Source organism: Aeromonas sp. sif2416, assembly GCF_019218665.1.
GTDB classification, from domain to species: Bacteria; Pseudomonadota; Gammaproteobacteria; order Enterobacterales; family Aeromonadaceae; genus Aeromonas; species Aeromonas encheleia.
The window spans coordinates 132,718-149,423 of sequence record NZ_JAHUXC010000010.1 but is presented as its reverse complement, the minus strand read 5'-3'; the positions used below and the strand labels follow the sequence as shown (position 1 = coordinate 149,423).

The 16,706-nt window shown below is 56.8% G+C and carries 16 protein-coding genes; 11 read left to right on the top strand and 5 right to left on the bottom strand.

The genetic code is table 11. The features are described 5' to 3' along the window. Positions 1 to 112 precede the first annotated feature (112 nt). The 11 genes from KW821_RS17115 to KW821_RS17070 all read left to right on the top strand — a co-directional run bounded on the left by KW821_RS17115 (position 113) and on the right by KW821_RS17070 (position 9,376). Positions 113 to 406 carry a tetratricopeptide repeat protein gene (locus tag KW821_RS17115; protein ID WP_218292289.1) on the top strand — a complete coding sequence of 98 codons (294 nt, stop codon included), beginning with the start codon at positions 113 to 115 and terminating at the stop codon, positions 404 to 406. 73 nt (positions 407 to 479) lie between these two features. Next, entirely contained in the window at positions 480 to 755 is a 276-nt protein-coding gene (locus KW821_RS17110) for a helix-turn-helix domain-containing protein (protein ID WP_218292280.1), read from the top strand. A gap of 14 nt (positions 756 to 769) precedes the next feature. Continuing rightward, positions 770 to 2,440 (top strand): PD-(D/E)XK nuclease-like domain-containing protein, encoded by a 1,671-nt coding sequence (locus KW821_RS17105; RefSeq protein ID WP_218292279.1) that lies wholly within the window; start codon positions 770 to 772, stop codon positions 2,438 to 2,440. Further along, positions 2,440 to 3,489 carry a RecT family recombinase gene (locus tag KW821_RS17100; protein WP_256353535.1) on the top strand — a complete coding sequence of 350 codons (1,050 nt, stop codon included), beginning with the start codon at positions 2,440 to 2,442 and terminating at the stop codon, positions 3,487 to 3,489. Before KW821_RS17105 ends, KW821_RS17100 begins: the two co-directional genes overlap by 1 nt. 52 nt (positions 3,490 to 3,541) lie before the next feature. After that, positions 3,542 to 4,573, top strand: a complete 1,032-nt coding sequence (locus KW821_RS17095; RefSeq protein WP_218292290.1) for a hypothetical protein — start codon at positions 3,542 to 3,544, stop codon at positions 4,571 to 4,573. Next, on the top strand, positions 4,570 to 4,704 hold the full coding sequence (locus tag KW821_RS21745; protein ID WP_256353534.1) for a hypothetical protein: 135 nt from the start codon (positions 4,570 to 4,572) through the stop codon (positions 4,702 to 4,704). Before KW821_RS17095 ends, KW821_RS21745 begins: the two co-directional genes overlap by 4 nt. 355 nt (positions 4,705 to 5,059) lie before the next feature. Continuing rightward, entirely contained in the window at positions 5,060 to 5,278 is a 219-nt protein-coding gene (locus KW821_RS17090; protein ID WP_218292277.1) for a hypothetical protein, read from the top strand. Between the two features lie 202 nt (positions 5,279 to 5,480). Further along, a complete protein-coding gene (locus tag KW821_RS17085; RefSeq protein WP_218292276.1) occupies positions 5,481 to 5,810 on the top strand; it encodes a YbjQ family protein in 330 nt (109 codons plus the stop codon). Positions 5,811 to 5,914: 104 nt separating this feature from the next. Beyond that, entirely contained in the window at positions 5,915 to 6,325 is a 411-nt protein-coding gene (locus KW821_RS17080; protein ID WP_218292275.1) for a hypothetical protein, read from the top strand. A gap of 142 nt (positions 6,326 to 6,467) precedes the next feature. Further along, on the top strand, positions 6,468 to 7,721 hold the full coding sequence (locus KW821_RS17075; RefSeq protein ID WP_218292274.1) for a site-specific integrase: 1,254 nt from the start codon (positions 6,468 to 6,470) through the stop codon (positions 7,719 to 7,721). Between the two features lie 62 nt (positions 7,722 to 7,783). Beyond that, complete coding sequence (locus KW821_RS17070) at positions 7,784 to 9,376, top strand: ABC-F family ATPase (protein WP_042653672.1); 1,593 nt, start codon at positions 7,784 to 7,786, stop codon at positions 9,374 to 9,376. Between the two features lie 237 nt (positions 9,377 to 9,613). Here KW821_RS17070 and ppiD read toward each other — a convergent pair whose 3' ends face one another. From ppiD to clpP, 5 genes are all read right to left on the bottom strand, one after another. Then, on the bottom strand, positions 9,614 to 11,527 hold the full coding sequence (gene ppiD, locus KW821_RS17065; protein ID WP_218292273.1) for a peptidylprolyl isomerase: 1,914 nt from the start codon (positions 11,525 to 11,527) through the stop codon (positions 9,614 to 9,616). Positions 11,528 to 11,676: 149 nt separating this feature from the next. Next, positions 11,677 to 11,949, bottom strand: a complete 273-nt coding sequence (gene hupB / locus KW821_RS17060) for a nucleoid-associated protein HU-beta (protein WP_042020877.1) — start codon at positions 11,947 to 11,949, stop codon at positions 11,677 to 11,679. 240 nt (positions 11,950 to 12,189) lie between these two features. Beyond that, complete coding sequence (gene lon, locus KW821_RS17055) at positions 12,190 to 14,544, bottom strand: endopeptidase La (RefSeq protein WP_042653670.1); 2,355 nt, start codon at positions 14,542 to 14,544, stop codon at positions 12,190 to 12,192. Between the two features lie 140 nt (positions 14,545 to 14,684). After that, on the bottom strand, positions 14,685 to 15,959 hold the full coding sequence (clpX, locus tag KW821_RS17050; protein ID WP_042653669.1) for an ATP-dependent protease ATP-binding subunit ClpX: 1,275 nt from the start codon (positions 15,957 to 15,959) through the stop codon (positions 14,685 to 14,687). A 70-nt stretch (positions 15,960 to 16,029) separates the two neighbouring features. Further along, positions 16,030 to 16,653, bottom strand: a complete 624-nt coding sequence (gene clpP, locus KW821_RS17045; protein ID WP_033129953.1) for an ATP-dependent Clp endopeptidase proteolytic subunit ClpP — start codon at positions 16,651 to 16,653, stop codon at positions 16,030 to 16,032. Positions 16,654 to 16,706: the final 53 nt, after the last annotated feature.

Sequence of the window (16,706 nt, the reverse complement as noted above, 5' to 3'; positions counted from 1 at the left end):
CAAGAAATGGACTATGCCGATCCAGAATTGGAAGCTTGCCCTAAATCGCTTTATTATCGAATTCGGTGATCGCCTGAACGGTCACCTGTAATGGAGTGGGCAGTTACACAGAATTATTTACAGGCTCCCACAAAATTATCAACAGTCAGTTTTCTGGTATGAAAAAGCGGCCAAGCAAGGTTTGCCATTAGCCCAAACCAACTTGGGCGTTTCATACGCTCAGGGTGAGGGGGTGCCACAGAATCATGTGCAAGCCTATGCTTGGCTCTCTGTGGCTGCGACAACCGGCCTCAAACTTGCTACTGAAACTCGTGACTTAGTTGCGAGATCAATGACGCCATCGCAGTTGGAGAAAGGCCAGGAGCTCGCTGCCAGCTACTTCGAACAATACCCACCTAAGCAGTAACTCCCCCTACTTCATCCAATTAACCCCAGCCCTCGTGCTGGGGTTTTTGTTTTCACCACCAAAGGACCCAACCATGAAAAAACGTACCGAACAGAGCAACCAGACCATCCCCCCACTCAATGATGCATGCCGCAAGCGCCTTCGTGAGCTGCGGGAGCGCCTCGGCCTCAGCCGGCCGAAGTTCGCCGATATCCTGGGTATACCGGCTACCACGCTCAAGAACTACGAGCTGAACTACCGGGAAATCAGCGGCGGCACCCTGCTCCTGATTGCACATCACCCCGAGCTTTCCGCCCACTTCGCTTGGCTGATGACTGGCCAGATAGCTGAGCCGGCAGGTGCGGCTTAAAGGGAGCCTTAGCCATGAGTCTAGGCATCGAACACCGTTATTCCGAGCGAGGGCCGGAGCCTGACCCAGCAGTAACAAGCAACGCCCCAGAACCGGATCTCATTGGTCCCCCCACTCCGCTCCACATCATCAACCTTCGTCAATTTCGCATCATCACCGAATCCAGGGCGCGCATGGACCACGCCAAAGCGATCGCTCTTGATAAGGCGCTAGCTGCCATGGACGCACTATTTAACAAACGAGGACCAACCATGGAAAACTCCAACCAGAAAACCCAGATTGCAGAGGCCGTTGTCACCAAGTTCGAGCCGGCAGGCCCTGGCATTTACCCCGGAATCTCCGGCGATGCCTACCACGGTGGGCCGGGCTTATCCAAGAGCGGCTTGGATTGGGCGTTGGTGTCTGGCCAGCACTACCACTACTACCAAGTACAAGGAAACGATCAGAAGCTCACTGCAGCCCTGCGTGAAGGCCGGATCCTGCACAAGGTCGTACTAGAGTTTGAGGACTTTAACAGCGAATTCGTTGTTGAACCTGTGTGGCCAGAAGAGGCCATCTGTGGTGCCGACCAGATGAAGGCCCTCATCCAGGCCTACAACGAGAGCCTCGAGCAGAAACCAGCAGTCGAGGAACTAATCCAGGCGATCGAGGAACACAACGCCAAACTGCCAAAGCCCATTGATACAGGCAAAAGCGTGGGTGAATACGAGGCAGCCTATGAACTGCTGCCCGAAGCATTCCAAACTCTGGGTGAAGATGACAAGCGTACCGCCACGGCGCTCAAAGCCTGTATCAAGGCCCACAACGACAGCCTGCCCAAGCCCATTAAAACATCTGGTAGCTATCAAGCGGTGCTCGAGAACTACGCCCTGCTGGGCATCCAGCAAGCAGAGCATGCGGCCCATATCCATGCCCTGCCGATCCCGCATCCTTTGAATGGCACCAAGGCTGAAATGGCGGAGCGGATCCGTACCTTCAACCCCGATGCTGTTTTCCTCGAGGAGCTCAAAGAGCAATTCATGCAGGAGGCCGGTGGCCGCGAAGTGTTAACAGCCAATGAGTATCAGCATGCTCTTCGCTATCGCGAGGCTGTCTTGGCCCATCCCGAAGCAGCGGTACTGCTTGATGAAGGGGTCGCCGAATCAAGCCTCTACTGGCATCACCCCGAAACCAAAGCTCTGCTCAAGTGCCGGCCAGACTGGATGCGGCCCGATCACGTTCTTGTTGATCTGAAATTCGTGCGCAATGCCAGTCCCAGTGGTTTCGCCCGTGATGGCAGTGCCCACAACTACCACGTTCAGGACGCCCACTACTGCGATGGATATGAAACCCTGACTGGCCACAAGCCGAGCTTTGTATTTGTCGCCGTCGAGAAGGACGGTCCCCTGGGTCGGGACGTGTTCAAGCCCATCTTGGTCGGCGTTTACTACTACGGCCAAGATGACCAGCGCCGTGCAATCGAGTTACGCAATATGGCGGTACGAAACGTGGTGCGCTGGAGCCAGGACAACTACTGGCCTGGTCACGATGGTATGGGGGAGATCATCGTCCCCGCGTACCAGGCCAATGCCGAACGCAGCACCCTCAATGAAGATGAGAGTGGCATAACGTTCACTCAGATCACTGACATTGAGCAGCCGCTTGACGTCCTTCCCGACAACCTCTTTGGCAGCGAGGCAGCATGATGAGCAACCAAGTAGCAACCCAAGAGGCCAGCCCTGTGTTGGCCAATGAGCGTGGTCAAGCCAACATGCTCAGCCTGATGATGAACGTCGATTTCATGGCGAGCATCGACAAGATGGCATCCATGATGGCCAGCGGTAAGACAACTGTTCCTCAGCATCTGCGAGGCAACCAGGCTGACTGCTTCGCCATCTGCCTGCAGGCGATCCAATGGGGGATGAACCCCTTCCCCGTGGCCCAGAAGACACACCTGGTCAATGGAACACTCGGGTACGAGGCACAGTTGGTCAACGCCGTGGTGGTCAACTCCGGTGCGATCAAGGGGCGCTTTGACTACGAGTTCTTCGGGCCATGGGAACGGGTGATCGGCAAGTTCAAGGTGATACGCAAAGAGAAAGAAGGGAAACCCGTCGAATATCGAGTACCAGACTGGACCTTTGCTGATGAGGCTGGGTGCGGCGTCAAGGTCATTGCGCACCTTGCCAGCGGTCAGACTCGTGAAGTGACTTTGTTGCTACAGCAGGCACGTACCCGTAACTCCACCCTTTGGGCTGATGACCCTAAGCAGCAGTTGGCCTATCTCGGGGTCAAGCGGTGGGCCCGACTCTACACCCCGGACGTGATCCTCGGGGTTTACTCCGTCGATGAGTTGGAGGAGATAGACGTAACGCCCCCGAGTGACGGCCCGCAAAGCGGAGCTGATGCAAAAGCAGAACTCACCCGCAAAGCTGCCGAACGCCGCGCCCAGCAGCAAAAAGGACAGGTTATCGAAGGTGAAGCCCAGGTCGTAAGCGCTGGACATAAGCCCGCGGCGGAGCCTAATTCAGATACCAATGAGCAACGTGAGCCAAAGGACATCGAAGCAGAAGATCTCCTCGCAGATATCCTGTTCAGGATGGATCTTGCTCAGTCTGGTTCAGAGATGAAAACCCTGGTTACTGAAGTCAGCCAGCTGGGTCCCCGCCTTACCACTGAACAGAAGAAGTCAGCATCTGGTATCTACCAGAAAAACGTTGACCGGCTTGGGCTCAGTACCAAGAAAGCTGCATAACCCATCTATCCAGCCCACAAACCAGTGGGCTCTTTTCTCCAAGGACCCAACCATGACCACCCAGCTGAACCCCAGCGAGGCAACCAGCCTCGCCCTGAATACCCTGAGCACTCAACTTCGGGCCATCCTCCAGATGCCGGACGGCCCGGCCAAAGCCGCCATTGCCAGCTTCGAAATTCTTCTCGCCGCCAACCTGACCATGATCAGCGACGCGGCAAACGAACATATCGACGAGTTCAATGCCCTGATCGGTGAACTGGAGGCCCGGGATCAGGAGATCGAAACCATCACCCAGGAGCACAGCGCGCTCAAGATCCAGAGCTCTCGCCTGATAGCGGCCCGCCGTAACGACGAAGATATGGTTCGCAAAATTGAGGCCACCAGCGCCCAAATAGCCCACCAACGTGACGCCTACAAACGCGATGCAGAAGAGGGCCGTCGCCACAAACCTGAGTTGGACAAGGCCAAAGCCAGGTTAAAGCGACTGGAAGAATCCGCCGTCAAAAGGGAGGCCGAGCACAACGAACTCAAGATGAAGCTGCAGCGTACAGAATCCCTCCTGATGCGAGCTGCCCGGGGCGTTATTCAGGCCAAAGACACGGTACAGAACGTCCAGCACCGCATGATGCAGGATGGCCTTGAGGCCGAAGTGACAATCGAAGTGAAGGGAGTCCATTACTACATCTATCGCCGCCCCTGCATCGTAGCGGAGGCCTTCAAGCCCACGGATGGTCAAGTGGCGAGCCGAGATCACATGTATGTGTTTCGCGTCGAGACCAGCGCTGGCTACCACTGGGATGCAATTCCTCTGGTAGATGGTGATGTGGGTATCGTGAAGCAGCGCGCCATGCCAAAGGAAGTAAAACAGTACCTGGTCAACGAGTACAAGCAGAGCCCTTTGTTTGAACTGGAGCACATTAACCTACGTAGCGATGAGATGGATCAGGGGATTGGAAAACTCTCGAACATCCTGGCGGAGCTCGAGAGCATCGACCACAACCTGACGCCACTCAAGGTCAAAGACAGCCTCAAGCAAACACGTGCCCGCAAGCTGATGGGCAATTCAGGAAGGAAGGCAGCATGAGCAAGTACCGCAAGGGGGCACTCTACATTCGCCGGATGAAGGCAGGCGATGATACGGACAGTTTCAGAACCGCCCTGCGCCTGGCGTTCTACAGCGTGCAGATCAAGTCAGGCCGGTTGAAGAAGGCTTAAGTACTTCTGCAGCACGGCGATTCGAGAGTGATGGATGTCGGAAGAAGTCGGGGCGACATCATGAGCAAGATGATTTTTGGCGGAGCCAAGGGACTGACCAAGCGGCAGGCAATGAGCAAATGGGGGAAGAAATTGTGAGCGAACACACCAAGGGCCTGCAGGCCCTTTTTCGTAACGACCAATCAGTCGGCGCTGCAGGCCAAGCTGAGCTGTCTTGCAACCAACGTTCATCCCTGAGCGGACAGATTTTTGCCGGACTTAGTGCAGCAACAACGCTGTCAGGGCTAGACCATGGCTCAGCGACAGACGTTGTTCAGTTGATGCTGGCCGCAGCAGAAGCCAAAGGAGATGCTCCGTGCGCTATCGAGAGCCCATCATCCAGCAAGGATTGACCCGAACCGAAGCCGAAGAGACCCGTGACAGATACATCCGCATCAACCCCGGTGCCCGGGTCACCATAGACAGCCAACCCGACAACCCCCAGCTCAAAACCCTGATAGCCCACCTGCCCGTCTTGCCGTTCCGGCAGGTGCTGGCCCCAGGTTATGTTGGGTACCGCGGATGGAGATGTTGACAATCACCGAATAGCCGACCACTCGACACCAATGAGTAGAGAACCAAATACCCAAGAATTAGTTATCGCCTAGTAAGACGAAAAACGGACAAAATTATGTAAAACATATACTTACAATGGACTCAAAGAGTATCATTGGTATCAAACTTTAGAATTAAACTCATTCGAACCCCTACAACAAAGCCCATATTGAGGATCCCCGATGTCTAGCCTATTACTACTATCAACAACTCAAGATATCCCTGGGTACAAAGTCATTGAATTTAAAGGATTAGTAAAAGGAATTGTTGTTCGTTCACCGACAATGTCCCAAGGGTTTAGCGCCGGATTGAAAGCAATAGTTGGTGGTGAAATAGGTGCACTAATTGAAGTGTGTGAACAAACCAGAGAGACGGCTCAAAAGAAGATGGAACTTTGCGCCATCGAACTTGATGCGAACGCTGTCATCGGAATGCGATTTGATACTGCAGACGTATCCAACTTTTCAGAAGTTCTGTGCTATGGAACAGCAGTGAGAGTAGAGAAAATATAATTATATCAATTTATTGCTAAAGGTATGGGCAGCTAGAAATATTAAGCGGCCCTTCCTTCAATCCAATTGGCACCCCATCCTCAAGGACAGGAGGGCCACGCCACATGCAACAACTTCAACTGACCATCGACCAGGACAACCAGCTACTTAACGAGCTGGTCAGCACCGTGCGCTCCCTCACCCTTTCCCGATCGGCGAAGCTCACCGAGATTGGCCGCATCCTGGCGCACTTCGATCTGCCTATCGAAGCCCCCAGGGTTAACGGCCAGCTCTGGAGCGCCACCGAACTAGGCAAGGACCTGGGGGTAAGCGCCCAAGCCATCGGCAGGCTCGCCAATCTGCACAAGCTGAAGACTCCGGAGTTTGGAGAGTTCCGCCTTGACCAAGCGTCACACTCACGCAAACAAGTTCAAACCTTCTACTACAACACTCCCGGGCGTTACCGGCTCGCGGAGATACTTAAATCGAGGACCACATGCGACACAACTACATCTACCCCTGCGCTCGATGGATAAGACCGCGCCTATTCGAAGCACTCACAGGAATGACAGAAAAGGCTGCCGAGGGCCGTCGTCTTAAAGGTGAATGGGCAGAGGGAGTGATCTGGAAATATGGCCCTGACGGGCAGGTACGCTACAGCATTGAGGAGTACGACAAGTGGGTAGAGTCAACGCAGTAGATAACCTGACCACCCTGGTTGCAGGACTGACCGGGATAGAGGTACACGGCAACAAATTGCGACTCTGCTTCAGCTACAAAGGCAACCGCTGCCGCGAAGTCCTCGACATTCCCCTGAGCAAAGCCAACATCAAATTCGCAGCAAACAAACTGGCGGCGATTAAGCACGAGATCGCGCTAGGCAATTTCGACTATGCCAAACACTTCCCAAACTCCAAGGCTCTCGTGCGCCTAGGCATGAGCCATGCCACCAGAATGACCTTGGCTGAGGCCGTCACAGCATTTATGGAGAGCGTAGGTCCAACCGTCGGCATCTCAACCAAGCGCTCATACCTTAGCGCCTTTCGCAGAATGACCTTGTTCCTTGGCCAAGACATGCCGATTTCTGACCTGCTACCTATGCATATCGAGAAGCTCCGCAACGACTTGCTCAGCGATTGCCAGCCCAGATCAGTCAAGACCTACCTGGGGCATGTAGGGAATTTACTGCACTGGGCAGCTAGGAATGAACTTATCGAGAGAGAGTTTGATGTACGCGTCCATGCAGCAAAGTTATGTACAGGAAAGAGCGCTGACCCTTTTGAGCATTGGGAGTTTCAAAAGTTGCTGGAGGTAACCTCTAACAAGCAATTCAAGAACATATTGTTGGTACTGGCCTATACCGGAATCCGCCCCGGTGAGCTACGGGCCCTAAGTTGGGGGGATGTCGATATGGAGCGGCGGGAGATCCACATCCGGCGCAACATCACTCAACAGAAGATGCAGTTCAAACTGCCAAAGACAAATCGTACTCGGATTGTGCAGCTGATGCCCCCAGCTCTGGCCGCATTACAGGAACAATTTAAGATAACTGGGGCACTTTCGGACGCAAAGATTGACATGCACTTACCAGGTGGCATGATCGTGCGCCAAACATTGCGTCCAGTTTTTCGTCCAACCAGGCTTGTGCCAGGTAGACCACCGTTTTACTCCGCAGTTTTCCTGGTGGCACCATGGCAAGCAGCAATCAAAAAGTCTGGGGTTCGATATCGTCGTGCCTACCAACTTAGGCATACTTTTGCCAGTTGGAACATTACTGCTCACGGAAATCTTGCGTTCATAGCTGAACAGATGGGCCACAACTCCGCAAGGATGTTGCAAGAGGTCTATGGAAAATGGATCGAATCCGCAAGCCGCAGTGAGGCCGACTTGATCTGGAGTGCAATGCAGAAAAATGGGCATTTGCCCCAATAGCGCCCCAGAATTTTCAACCAGTGACATAGAGCACTGATAATTAAGGATTTTTTTACAATCATATGTTAAGCAGCAATAACATCACCATGCAGTTCGGCGCCAAGCCGTTGTTTGAGAACATCAGCGTCAAGTTTGGCGGCGGCAACCGCTACGGCCTCATCGGCGCCAACGGCTGTGGCAAGTCCACCTTTATGAAGATCCTCGGCGGCGACCTTGAGCCCACTGGCGGTAATGTGAGCCTGGACGTCAACGAGCGCATCGGTAAGTTGCGCCAGGATCAGTTCGCCTACGAAGAGATGCGCGTGCTGGACGTGGTCATGATGGGCCATAACGAGCTGTGGGCCGCCATCGCCGAGCGCGATGCCATCTACGCCAATCTGGAAGCCACCGACGACGACTACATGAAGGCCGCCGAGCTGGAAGGTCTGGTTGCCGAATACGACGGTTACACCGCCGAGGCCCGTGCGGGTGAGCTGCTGCTCGGCGCCGGCATTCCCATCGAGCTGCACAACGGCCCCATGAGCGAAGTGGCGCCGGGCTGGAAACTGCGGGTGCTGCTGGCGCAGGCGCTGTTCTCCAACCCCGACATCCTGCTGTTGGACGAACCGACCAACAACCTGGACATCAACACCATTCGCTGGCTGGAGCAGGTGCTCAACGATCGTGAAAGTACCATGATCATCATCTCTCACGATCGTCACTTCCTGAACTCGGTCTGCACCCACATGGCGGATCTGGACTACGGCGAGCTGCGGGTCTACCCGGGCAACTACGACGAGTACATGACCGCGGCCACCCAGGCCCGCGAGCGTCTGCTCTCCGACAACGCCAAGAAGAAGGCCCAGATTGCCGACCTGCAATCCTTCGTCTCCCGTTTCAGTGCCAACGCCTCCAAGTCCAGCCAGGCCACCTCCCGCCTCAAGCAGATCGACAAGATCAAGATTGAAGAGGTGAAGGTCTCCAGCCGTCAGAACCCCTTCATCCGCTTCGAGCAGGAGAAGAAGCTGTACCGCAACATCCTGGAAGTGGAAGGGGTGTCCAAAGGCTATGGTGAGGCGCCCCTGTTCAAGGGCCTCAGCATGATGCTGGAAGTGGGCGAGAAGGTCGCCATCCTGGGTACCAACGGTATCGGTAAATCCACCCTGATCAAGACGCTCATGGGCGAATTGGCACCGGACAGCGGCACCATCAAGTGGTCCGAGAATGCCCAGATTGGCTACTACGCCCAGGATCACGCCGAAGACTTCAACACCGATCTGAACGTGTTCGACTGGATGGCGCAGTGGAAACAGGCCAACGAAGACGAGCAGGCGGTACGCTCAGTGCTGGGTCGCCTGCTGTTCACCCAGGACGACATCAAGAAGCCGGTCAAGGTGCTGTCCGGTGGCGAACAGGGCCGCATGCTATTCGGCAAGCTGATGATGCAGCGCCCCAACATCCTGATCATGGATGAGCCGACTAACCACCTGGACATGGAATCTATCGAATCCTTGAACCTGGCGCTGGAGATGTATCAGGGCACCCTGATCTTCGTCTCCCACGACCGTGAGTTCGTCTCCTCCCTGGCGACCCGCATCATGGAGCTGACCGAGAACGGCATCCGCGACTTCGGCGGCACCTACGAGGATTACCTGCGTACTCAGGGCGTGGCATAACCGCCCCTACCCTCGCGGTTCCTAAATGAAAACCGGCGCCACAGGCGCCGGTTTTTTTATGCTTGTCTCTGCCGCCGCTGGCTTGCCCATGCCCTATGCCCAGGATGCCCAGCCGAGGCTGAGGATGCTGAGGCTGAGGCTGAGGCTGAGGCTGACAACATCATCATGAGCGTCCTTTCCTGCAGATAAAAAAACGGCTCCATCAAGGAGCCGTTTTCAATGGGGTGAGCGAGTCGATTATTCGACGGTCGCTTCCACATCGGTGAAGTACTCGATCTTGGCCGCTTTGCGCAGCTCATCGATCAGCGACTTGTAGGAGGCCTGCGCCTTGCCCTGGCCAAGCTGGCCTTGCAGCAGGCTGACCATCTGGGACGGCTCCTTGGTCACGTTGACCTTGTCCAGCGCCACCACGACGCGATCGCCATTGGCTTCGGCCACCAGCTCGACGCTCGGCTTGCCGTCGACCGGATGGGGCATGCGGAACGCCTGGGCCAGCAGGGTCTGATCCATCTCCTGGGTGAAGCGGGCGACGCCGTTGTGGGTCTCCACCTTCAGTCCAAGGGCGGTCAGATCGGCCTGGATGTCCTCACCGGCGTGCAGCTTGTCGAGCAGGGCCTGCGCCTTGCCACGGGCCACTTCGCTGGCCTTGTCATGCTTGATGGCCGCGATCACCTGCTCCTTGATCTCCGCCAGCGGCTTGGCCGCCTTGGGCTTATGACCCATGATGTGCAGCACCAGCGCCTTGCCATCCGCCAGCTCGATCACATCCGAGTTGGTGTTGTCATCGCGCAGCTGTTCGGAGAACGCCACCGCCAGCACCTTGGGATCCTTGAGCGGGGCCGGGGCATCGGCCTGACCGAAGTAATCCGAGGAGATGACCTTCAGACCCATGGTCTCGGCGGTCAGGTCCAGAGAGTCCGGGTTCTCGAAGCTGCTATCGGCCATCTTCTGCTGCTCGGCGAAGAACAGCTCCTTGGCCTTGTCCGCTTGCAGGCGGCTGATGGTGTCACTCATCACATCCACGAACGGCTTGGTCTTGGCGGGCTCGACGGCCAGCAGCTTGATGACGTGGAAGCCAAACGGGCTCTTCACCACGCCAGAGAGATCGCCGGCCTTGTTCAGGGCAAAGGCGGCTTGTTCGAACGCCGGATCCATCACCCCTTTCTCGAACCAGTCCAGCTCGCCACCCTTCTTGGCGGAGAAGCTGTCACTGGAGTTGGCCTTAGCCAGCTCGGCGAAGTCTTCACCGCCCTTGGCCTTGGCCAGCAGCTCGTCAGCCTTCTTCTCGGCGGCCTTCTCGTCCTTGCCAAACGGGATCAGGATATGCGCCACCTGGCGACGCTCGGCACGCTGGAACAGGTCCTGGTGCTGATCGTAGTAATCCTGGGCATCCTGCTCGGTGACCTTGATATCTTTACCCAGGTTGGCGGCATCCAGCAGCAGGTAGTCTACCTTGACCTGCTCGTCGTTCATGAAACGCGCGCTGTTGGCCTTGTAGAACTGATCCACCTCCGCATCGGAGACCTCGACCTCGCCCAGATAGGCAGAAGCAGCCAGGCGCACCAGGCGCAGATCGCGAGTCTGGTTATAGAGCTTGTCGAGCTGCTCGGCTTCACCCTTGAGGGCAAATTCGGAGCCCAGCAGGGCGCCCATCAGTTGCTGGCGCACCATGTCCTGGCGCAGGGAGTCGCGGAACATCTCCGGCGTCATGCCGGCGCGGCGGATCAGCTGCAGGTAGCGCTCGTTGCTGAATTTGCCCTCTTCGACAAACTCCGGCATGGCGACGATGGCCTGCTTGATCTGCTCGTCGCTGATGCGCAGGCCGAGTTCACGGGCCTTGTCATCGATCAGCGCCTGATCGATGAGCCGGTCCAGCACACCACGGCGGAACTGTTTCATGTAATCGGGGTTGGCGGCCATCTGGTTGAAGGCCTCGCCCATTTGGGATTCCATGCGGGCCCGCTCGTTGCGATAGGCATTCTCCAGTGCGGGGGCACTGATGTCATTGCCGTTGACGGTGGCGGGGGCGGTACGTGCCGGGCCGTTGAGGTAGCTACCTACACCGGCCAAGGCAAAGGAGAGAATGATCAGGCCCAAGATAACCTTGGCTACCTTGCCCTGCGCCCCTTCGCGTAGTTTATCCAACATCATGTTTGTACTTATGCTCCCGAACTCGATGGGCCTAAATAATGAAAAGGCGCACCGATTGCGATGCGCCTTGGTCAATCAGTATGAGGGAGAGCCCTCTAACTTGTCTGGTCTGCGACCAAGGACGGTGCCGATGAGAATCAGCGCCCGGCTTAGTTGACCGCGTCTTTCAGGGCCTTGCCCGCTTTGAAGGCAGGAACTTTACCGGCGGCGATTTCGATGGTCGCGCCAGTTTGCGGGTTACGGCCAGAACGAGCAGCACGCTCGCGTACAGCGAAAGTACCGAAACCAACCAGAGCAACCTGGTCACCCTCTTTCAGAGCTTCACCTACTGCTTCGATGAAGGCATCCAGCGCACGGCCAGCAGCGGCTTTGGAGATATCAGCACCGTCTGCAATCTTGTCAATCAGTTGAGATTTATTCACTCTTATATTCCCCTTTTATCGAACATCGCTGCGGCGCTGATTTCCCTGGCCACAACAAGTGGAGGTTTTATAGCAAGCCTCCTGATCAGTTGCAAGTGACAATCTGGCGCAAACCCGCGCCACATCACGCATTGCGACTCATCATGAGTACCCGATCGGTGGTCAAGGCTACTTCCGTTATCCGGCGCATGCAAGCCTTAACCACCTCCCGAATGCGCCAAATTTGCGGCGCATCAACATTTATACGACAGAAACGCGTTCGAAACCCTGTGGATTGTCCTGCAGCGCCAGTGCCAGCACCTCATCAATCCAGCGAACCGGATAAATTTCAAGGTCTTGTTTGACGTTGGCCGGGATCTCTTCCAGGTCGCGCTCGTTCTCTTTCGGGATCAGCACCCGCTTGATGCCGCCACGGTGGGCCGCCAGCAGCTTCTCTTTGAGGCCGCCGATGGGCAGCACCTCACCGCGCAGGGTGATCTCCCCGGTCATGGCCACATCGGCACGGACCGGGTTGCCGGTCAGGCTGGAGACCAGGGCGGTACACATGGCGATACCGGCGCTCGGGCCATCCTTCGGGGTCGCCCCTTCCGGCACGTGCACGTGAATGTCACGCTTCTCGTAGAAGTCGGCGTTGATACGCAGCATCTCGGCGCGGGCCCGCACCACCGTCATGGCGGCCTGGATGGACTCCTGCATCACATCACCGAGCGAGCCGGTGTAGGTGAGCTTGCCCTTGCCCGGCATGTTGGTGGTCTCGATGGTGAGCAGATCGCCACCCACCTCGGTCCACGCCAACCCGCACACCTGGCCGATCTGGTTCTGGCTGGTGGCCTTGCCGTAATCGAAACGCTGGACCCCGAGGAACTCCTTGAGGTTCTCCTGATTGACCAGAACATGCTTGATGCTCTTGTCCAGAAGGATGCGTTTGACTGCCTTGCGACACATCTTGGAGATTTCGCGCTCCAGGCTACGCACCCCCGCCTCGCGGGTGTAGTAGCGGATCACCCCGATCAGAGCGGAGTCTTCGATGGTGATCTCGGACTCTTTCAAACCGTTGCGCTGGATCTGCTTGGCGACCAGGTGCTGCTTGGCGATGTTGAGCTTCTCGTCCTCGGTGTACCCGGACAGACGGATCACTTCCATCCGGTCCAGCAAGGGGCCCGGGATGTTCATGGAGTTGGAGGTGGCCACGAACATCACGTCCGACAGGTCATAGTCCACTTCCAGATAGTGATCGTTGAAGCTGTTGTTCTGCTCCGGATCCAGCACTTCCAGCAATGCGGAGGCGGGATCGCCACGCATGTCCGAGCTCATCTTGTCGATCTCGTCGAGCAGGAACAGCGGGTTCTTCACGCCGATCTTCGCCATCTTCTGGATGAGCTTGCCGGGCATGGAGCCGATATAGGTGCGACGGTGACCGCGGATCTCCGCCTCGTCACGCACGCCGCCGAGCGCCATGCGCACATATTTGCGACCGGTCGCCTTGGCGATGGACTGACCCAGCGAGGTCTTGCCTACACCGGGAGGCCCTACCAGACACAAGATCGGCCCCTTGAGCTTGTTGACCCTTGCCTGCACCGCCAGGTATTCGAGGATGCGATCCTTGACCTTCTCCAGGCCATAGTGATCCGAATCCAGCACCTCTTGTGCCTTGGCGAGATCTTTCTTGACCTTGGAGCGGGCCTTCCAGGGCACCTGCACCATCCAGTCCACGTAGCTGCGCACCACTGTGGCCTCGGCCGACATGGGGGACATCATCTTCAGCTTGGCGAGCTCGGCCAGCGCCTTCTCACGGGCATCGTCCGGCATTCCAGCCTCTTCAATCTTGCGATTGAGGGCCTCGAATTCGTCCGGACTGTCTTCCAGCTCACCCAGCTCTTTCTGGATGGCCTTCATCTGCTCGTTGAGATAGTACTCGCGCTGGCTCTTCTCCATCTGCTTCTTGACCCGGGAGCGGATGCGTTTCTCGACCTGCAAGAGGTCAATCTCCGACTCCATCATGGCCATCAGAAACTCGATGCGCTCGGACACAGAGGCGATTTCCAGCACCTTCTGCTTGTCTTCGAGCTTGAGCGGCATGTGCGCGGCCATGGTGTCAGCCAGGCGCGCCGCATCGTCGATCGCCGAGATCGAGGTGAGTACCTCGGGCGGGATCTTCTTGTTGAGCTTGATGTAACCTTCAAACTGGCCGATGGCGGAGCGCACCAGCACATCCTGATCCTTCTCCTCGATGGCGGCAGACGCTATGTACTGCGCCTCACCGACGAAGAAGTCCTTGTCATCGATCATCCGCTCAAGACGGGCACGCTGGCCCCCTTCCACCAGCACCTTGACGGTGCCGTCCGGCAGCTTGAGCATCTGTAAGATATTGGCCACTGTCCCGACGGAGAAGATCTCCTCTACCGTAGGTTCGTCTGTCGACGCATCCTTCTGGGCCACCAGCAGGACTTTTTTGTCCTGCTCCATGGCCGCTTCCAGACAGCGAATGGATTTTTCCCGCCCCACAAAGAGTGGAATGACCATGTGGGGGTAAACCACCACGTCACGAAGAGGCAGGACGGGAATCTCGATGCGTTCTGAACGCTCTAGGTTCATATATGTCCTCTCGGCTTGTTATACCGTTGGCAAAGCGCTTGGCTGAGTATATGGGGGCGCTAAGATGAGATTCAATCGCCTTGGCCGTAAAAAGCATGAAAGGGGCAAAATGCCCCTTTATGTGATTAAAAATCAGCCAGTTACTCTGAGGCGGCGGCCTGAGTCTCGGGATTGTCGTAGATCATCAGAGGCGCGGAGTCCCCTTTGATCACCGTCTCGTCGATCACCACCTTGCTGACCCCTTCCAGGGAGGGCAAGTCATACATGGTGTCGAGCAACACGGCTTCGACGATGGATCTCAGACCACGGGCACCGGTTTTGCGCTCCATCGCCTTGCGCGCTATGGCGTTCAGGGCGTCGTCACGGAACTCCAGTTCCACCTCTTCCAGGGCGAACAGCGCGGCGTACTGCTTGGTCAACGCGTTTTTCGGCTCTTTCAGGATCTGGATGAGGGCAGCCTCGTCCAGCTCGGTGAGAGTCGCGACCACCGGCAGACGACCGATGAACTCGGGGATCAGACCGTATTTGATGAGGTCCTCCGGCTCCACCTTGGCAAAGTTCTCGCTTAAGGTCGCCTTGGCGTTCTTGGATTTGACGTCAGCGCCAAAACCAATGCCGGTACCCTTGACGGAACGCTGCTCGATCACCTTGTCCAGGCCGGCAAAGGCGCCACCGCAGATGAAGAGGATCTTGGAGGTATCAACTTGCAAGAACTCCTGCTGCGGATGCTTGCGACCACCTTGCGGCGGGACGGAAGCTATGGTGCCTTCGATCAGCTTGAGCAACGCCTGCTGCACCCCTTCCCCGGACACGTCGCGGGTGATGGAGGGGTTGTCCGACTTGCGGGAGATCTTGTCGATCTCGTCGATGTAGACGATGCCACGCTGGGCCTTCTCTACGTCGTAGTCGCACTTTTGCAGCAGCTTCTGGATGATGTTCTCCACGTCTTCGCCCACGTAACCGGCTTCGGTCAGGGTGGTGGCGTCGGCCATGGTGAAGGGTACATCCAGCAGGCGGGCGAGCGTCTCGGCCAGCAGGGTCTTGCCGCTACCGGTCGGGCCAATCAGCAGGATGTTGGACTTGCCAAGCTCGACACCACCGGCTTCGCTGCCGCTGCGCAGACGCTTGTAGTGGTTGTAAACGGCCACGGCCAACACCTTCTTGGCGTACTCCTGGCCGATCACATAGTCATCCAGGTGCGCACGAATTTCATGAGGGGTCGGCAGCTCGCTACCATCGCGCTTGGGAGAGATCTCGCGGATCTCTTCGCGGATGATGTCGTTGCACAGCTCGACACACTCATCACATACGTAGACGGAAGGGCCAGCGATCAGCTTACGCACTTCATGCTGACTTTTGCCGCAGAAAGAGCAATAAAGCAGCTTGTCGCCCTCACCCTTGCGTTTCTCTGTCATTCAGCAACCTCGTTCTATCAATAGAGGATGGATCGTCCTGTTGAGTTTACAACAGGACGGGATACCCTGCTCAGCCGCGCTGGCTCAGGATGCCGTCGACCAGACCATAGGCCACGGCCTGCTCGGCCGACATGAAGTTGTCACGATCGGTGTCGCGCTCGACGGTGGCCATGTCCTGGCCGGTGTGGAAGGCCAGACGCTCGTTCAGGGTATTCTTGATCTTCAGGATCTCCTGGGCATGGATCTGGATGTCAGATGCCTGGCCCTGGAAGCCGCCCAGCGGCTGGTGGATCATCACGCGCGCATTGGGCAGGCAGAAGCGCTTGCCCTTGGCACCACCGGCCAGCAGGAAGGCGCCCATGGAGCAGGCCTGCCCCATGCAGACGGTGCTGACGTCCGGCTTGATGAACTGCATGGTGTCATAGATGGACATACCCGCAGTGACGGCACCACCCGGCGAGTTGATGTAGATGCTGATGTCCTGATCCGGGTTCTCGGACTCCAGGAACAGCAGCTGAGCCACCACCAGGTTCGCCATGTGATCCTCAACCTGACCCGTCAGGAAGATGACCCGCTCTTTCAGCAGGCGGGAATAGATGTCGTAAGAACGCTCCCCTTTCGCCGTCTGCTCGACCACCATAGGGATGAGCGCATTGCGTGGGGATTCAGTCACATCGTTATAGTTCTTGTACATAAGGCATTGTCCCTAAAATAAAATGGCCCGAGTGGAGATCACACGAGCCATTA

What these genes read in the sequence shown, in the direction of transcription:
- KW821_RS17095 (WP_218292290.1), top strand. Translation starts at nt 3,542, where the DNA reads ATGACCACCCAGCTGAACCCCAGCGAGGCAACCAGCCTCGCCCTGAAT.
- lon (WP_042653670.1), bottom strand. Translation starts at nt 14,544, where the DNA reads ATGAACCTAGAGCGTTCAGAACGCATCGAGATTCCCGTCCTGCCTCTT.
- KW821_RS21745 (WP_256353534.1), top strand. Translation starts at nt 4,570, where the DNA reads ATGAGCAAGTACCGCAAGGGGGCACTCTACATTCGCCGGATGAAGGCA.
- KW821_RS17110 (WP_218292280.1), top strand. Translation starts at nt 480, where the DNA reads ATGAAAAAACGTACCGAACAGAGCAACCAGACCATCCCCCCACTCAAT.
- ppiD (WP_218292273.1), bottom strand. Translation starts at nt 11,527, where the DNA reads ATGATGTTGGATAAACTACGCGAAGGGGCGCAGGGCAAGGTAGCCAAG.
- KW821_RS17105 (WP_218292279.1), top strand. Translation starts at nt 770, where the DNA reads ATGAGTCTAGGCATCGAACACCGTTATTCCGAGCGAGGGCCGGAGCCT.
- KW821_RS17070 (WP_042653672.1), top strand. Translation starts at nt 7,784, where the DNA reads ATGTTAAGCAGCAATAACATCACCATGCAGTTCGGCGCCAAGCCGTTG.
- KW821_RS17080 (WP_218292275.1), top strand. Translation starts at nt 5,915, where the DNA reads ATGCAACAACTTCAACTGACCATCGACCAGGACAACCAGCTACTTAAC.
- clpP (WP_033129953.1), bottom strand. Translation starts at nt 16,653, where the DNA reads ATGTACAAGAACTATAACGATGTGACTGAATCCCCACGCAATGCGCTC.
- KW821_RS17085 (WP_218292276.1), top strand. Translation starts at nt 5,481, where the DNA reads ATGTCTAGCCTATTACTACTATCAACAACTCAAGATATCCCTGGGTAC.
- KW821_RS17100 (WP_256353535.1), top strand. Translation starts at nt 2,440, where the DNA reads ATGAGCAACCAAGTAGCAACCCAAGAGGCCAGCCCTGTGTTGGCCAAT.
- clpX (WP_042653669.1), bottom strand. Translation starts at nt 15,959, where the DNA reads ATGACAGAGAAACGCAAGGGTGAGGGCGACAAGCTGCTTTATTGCTCT.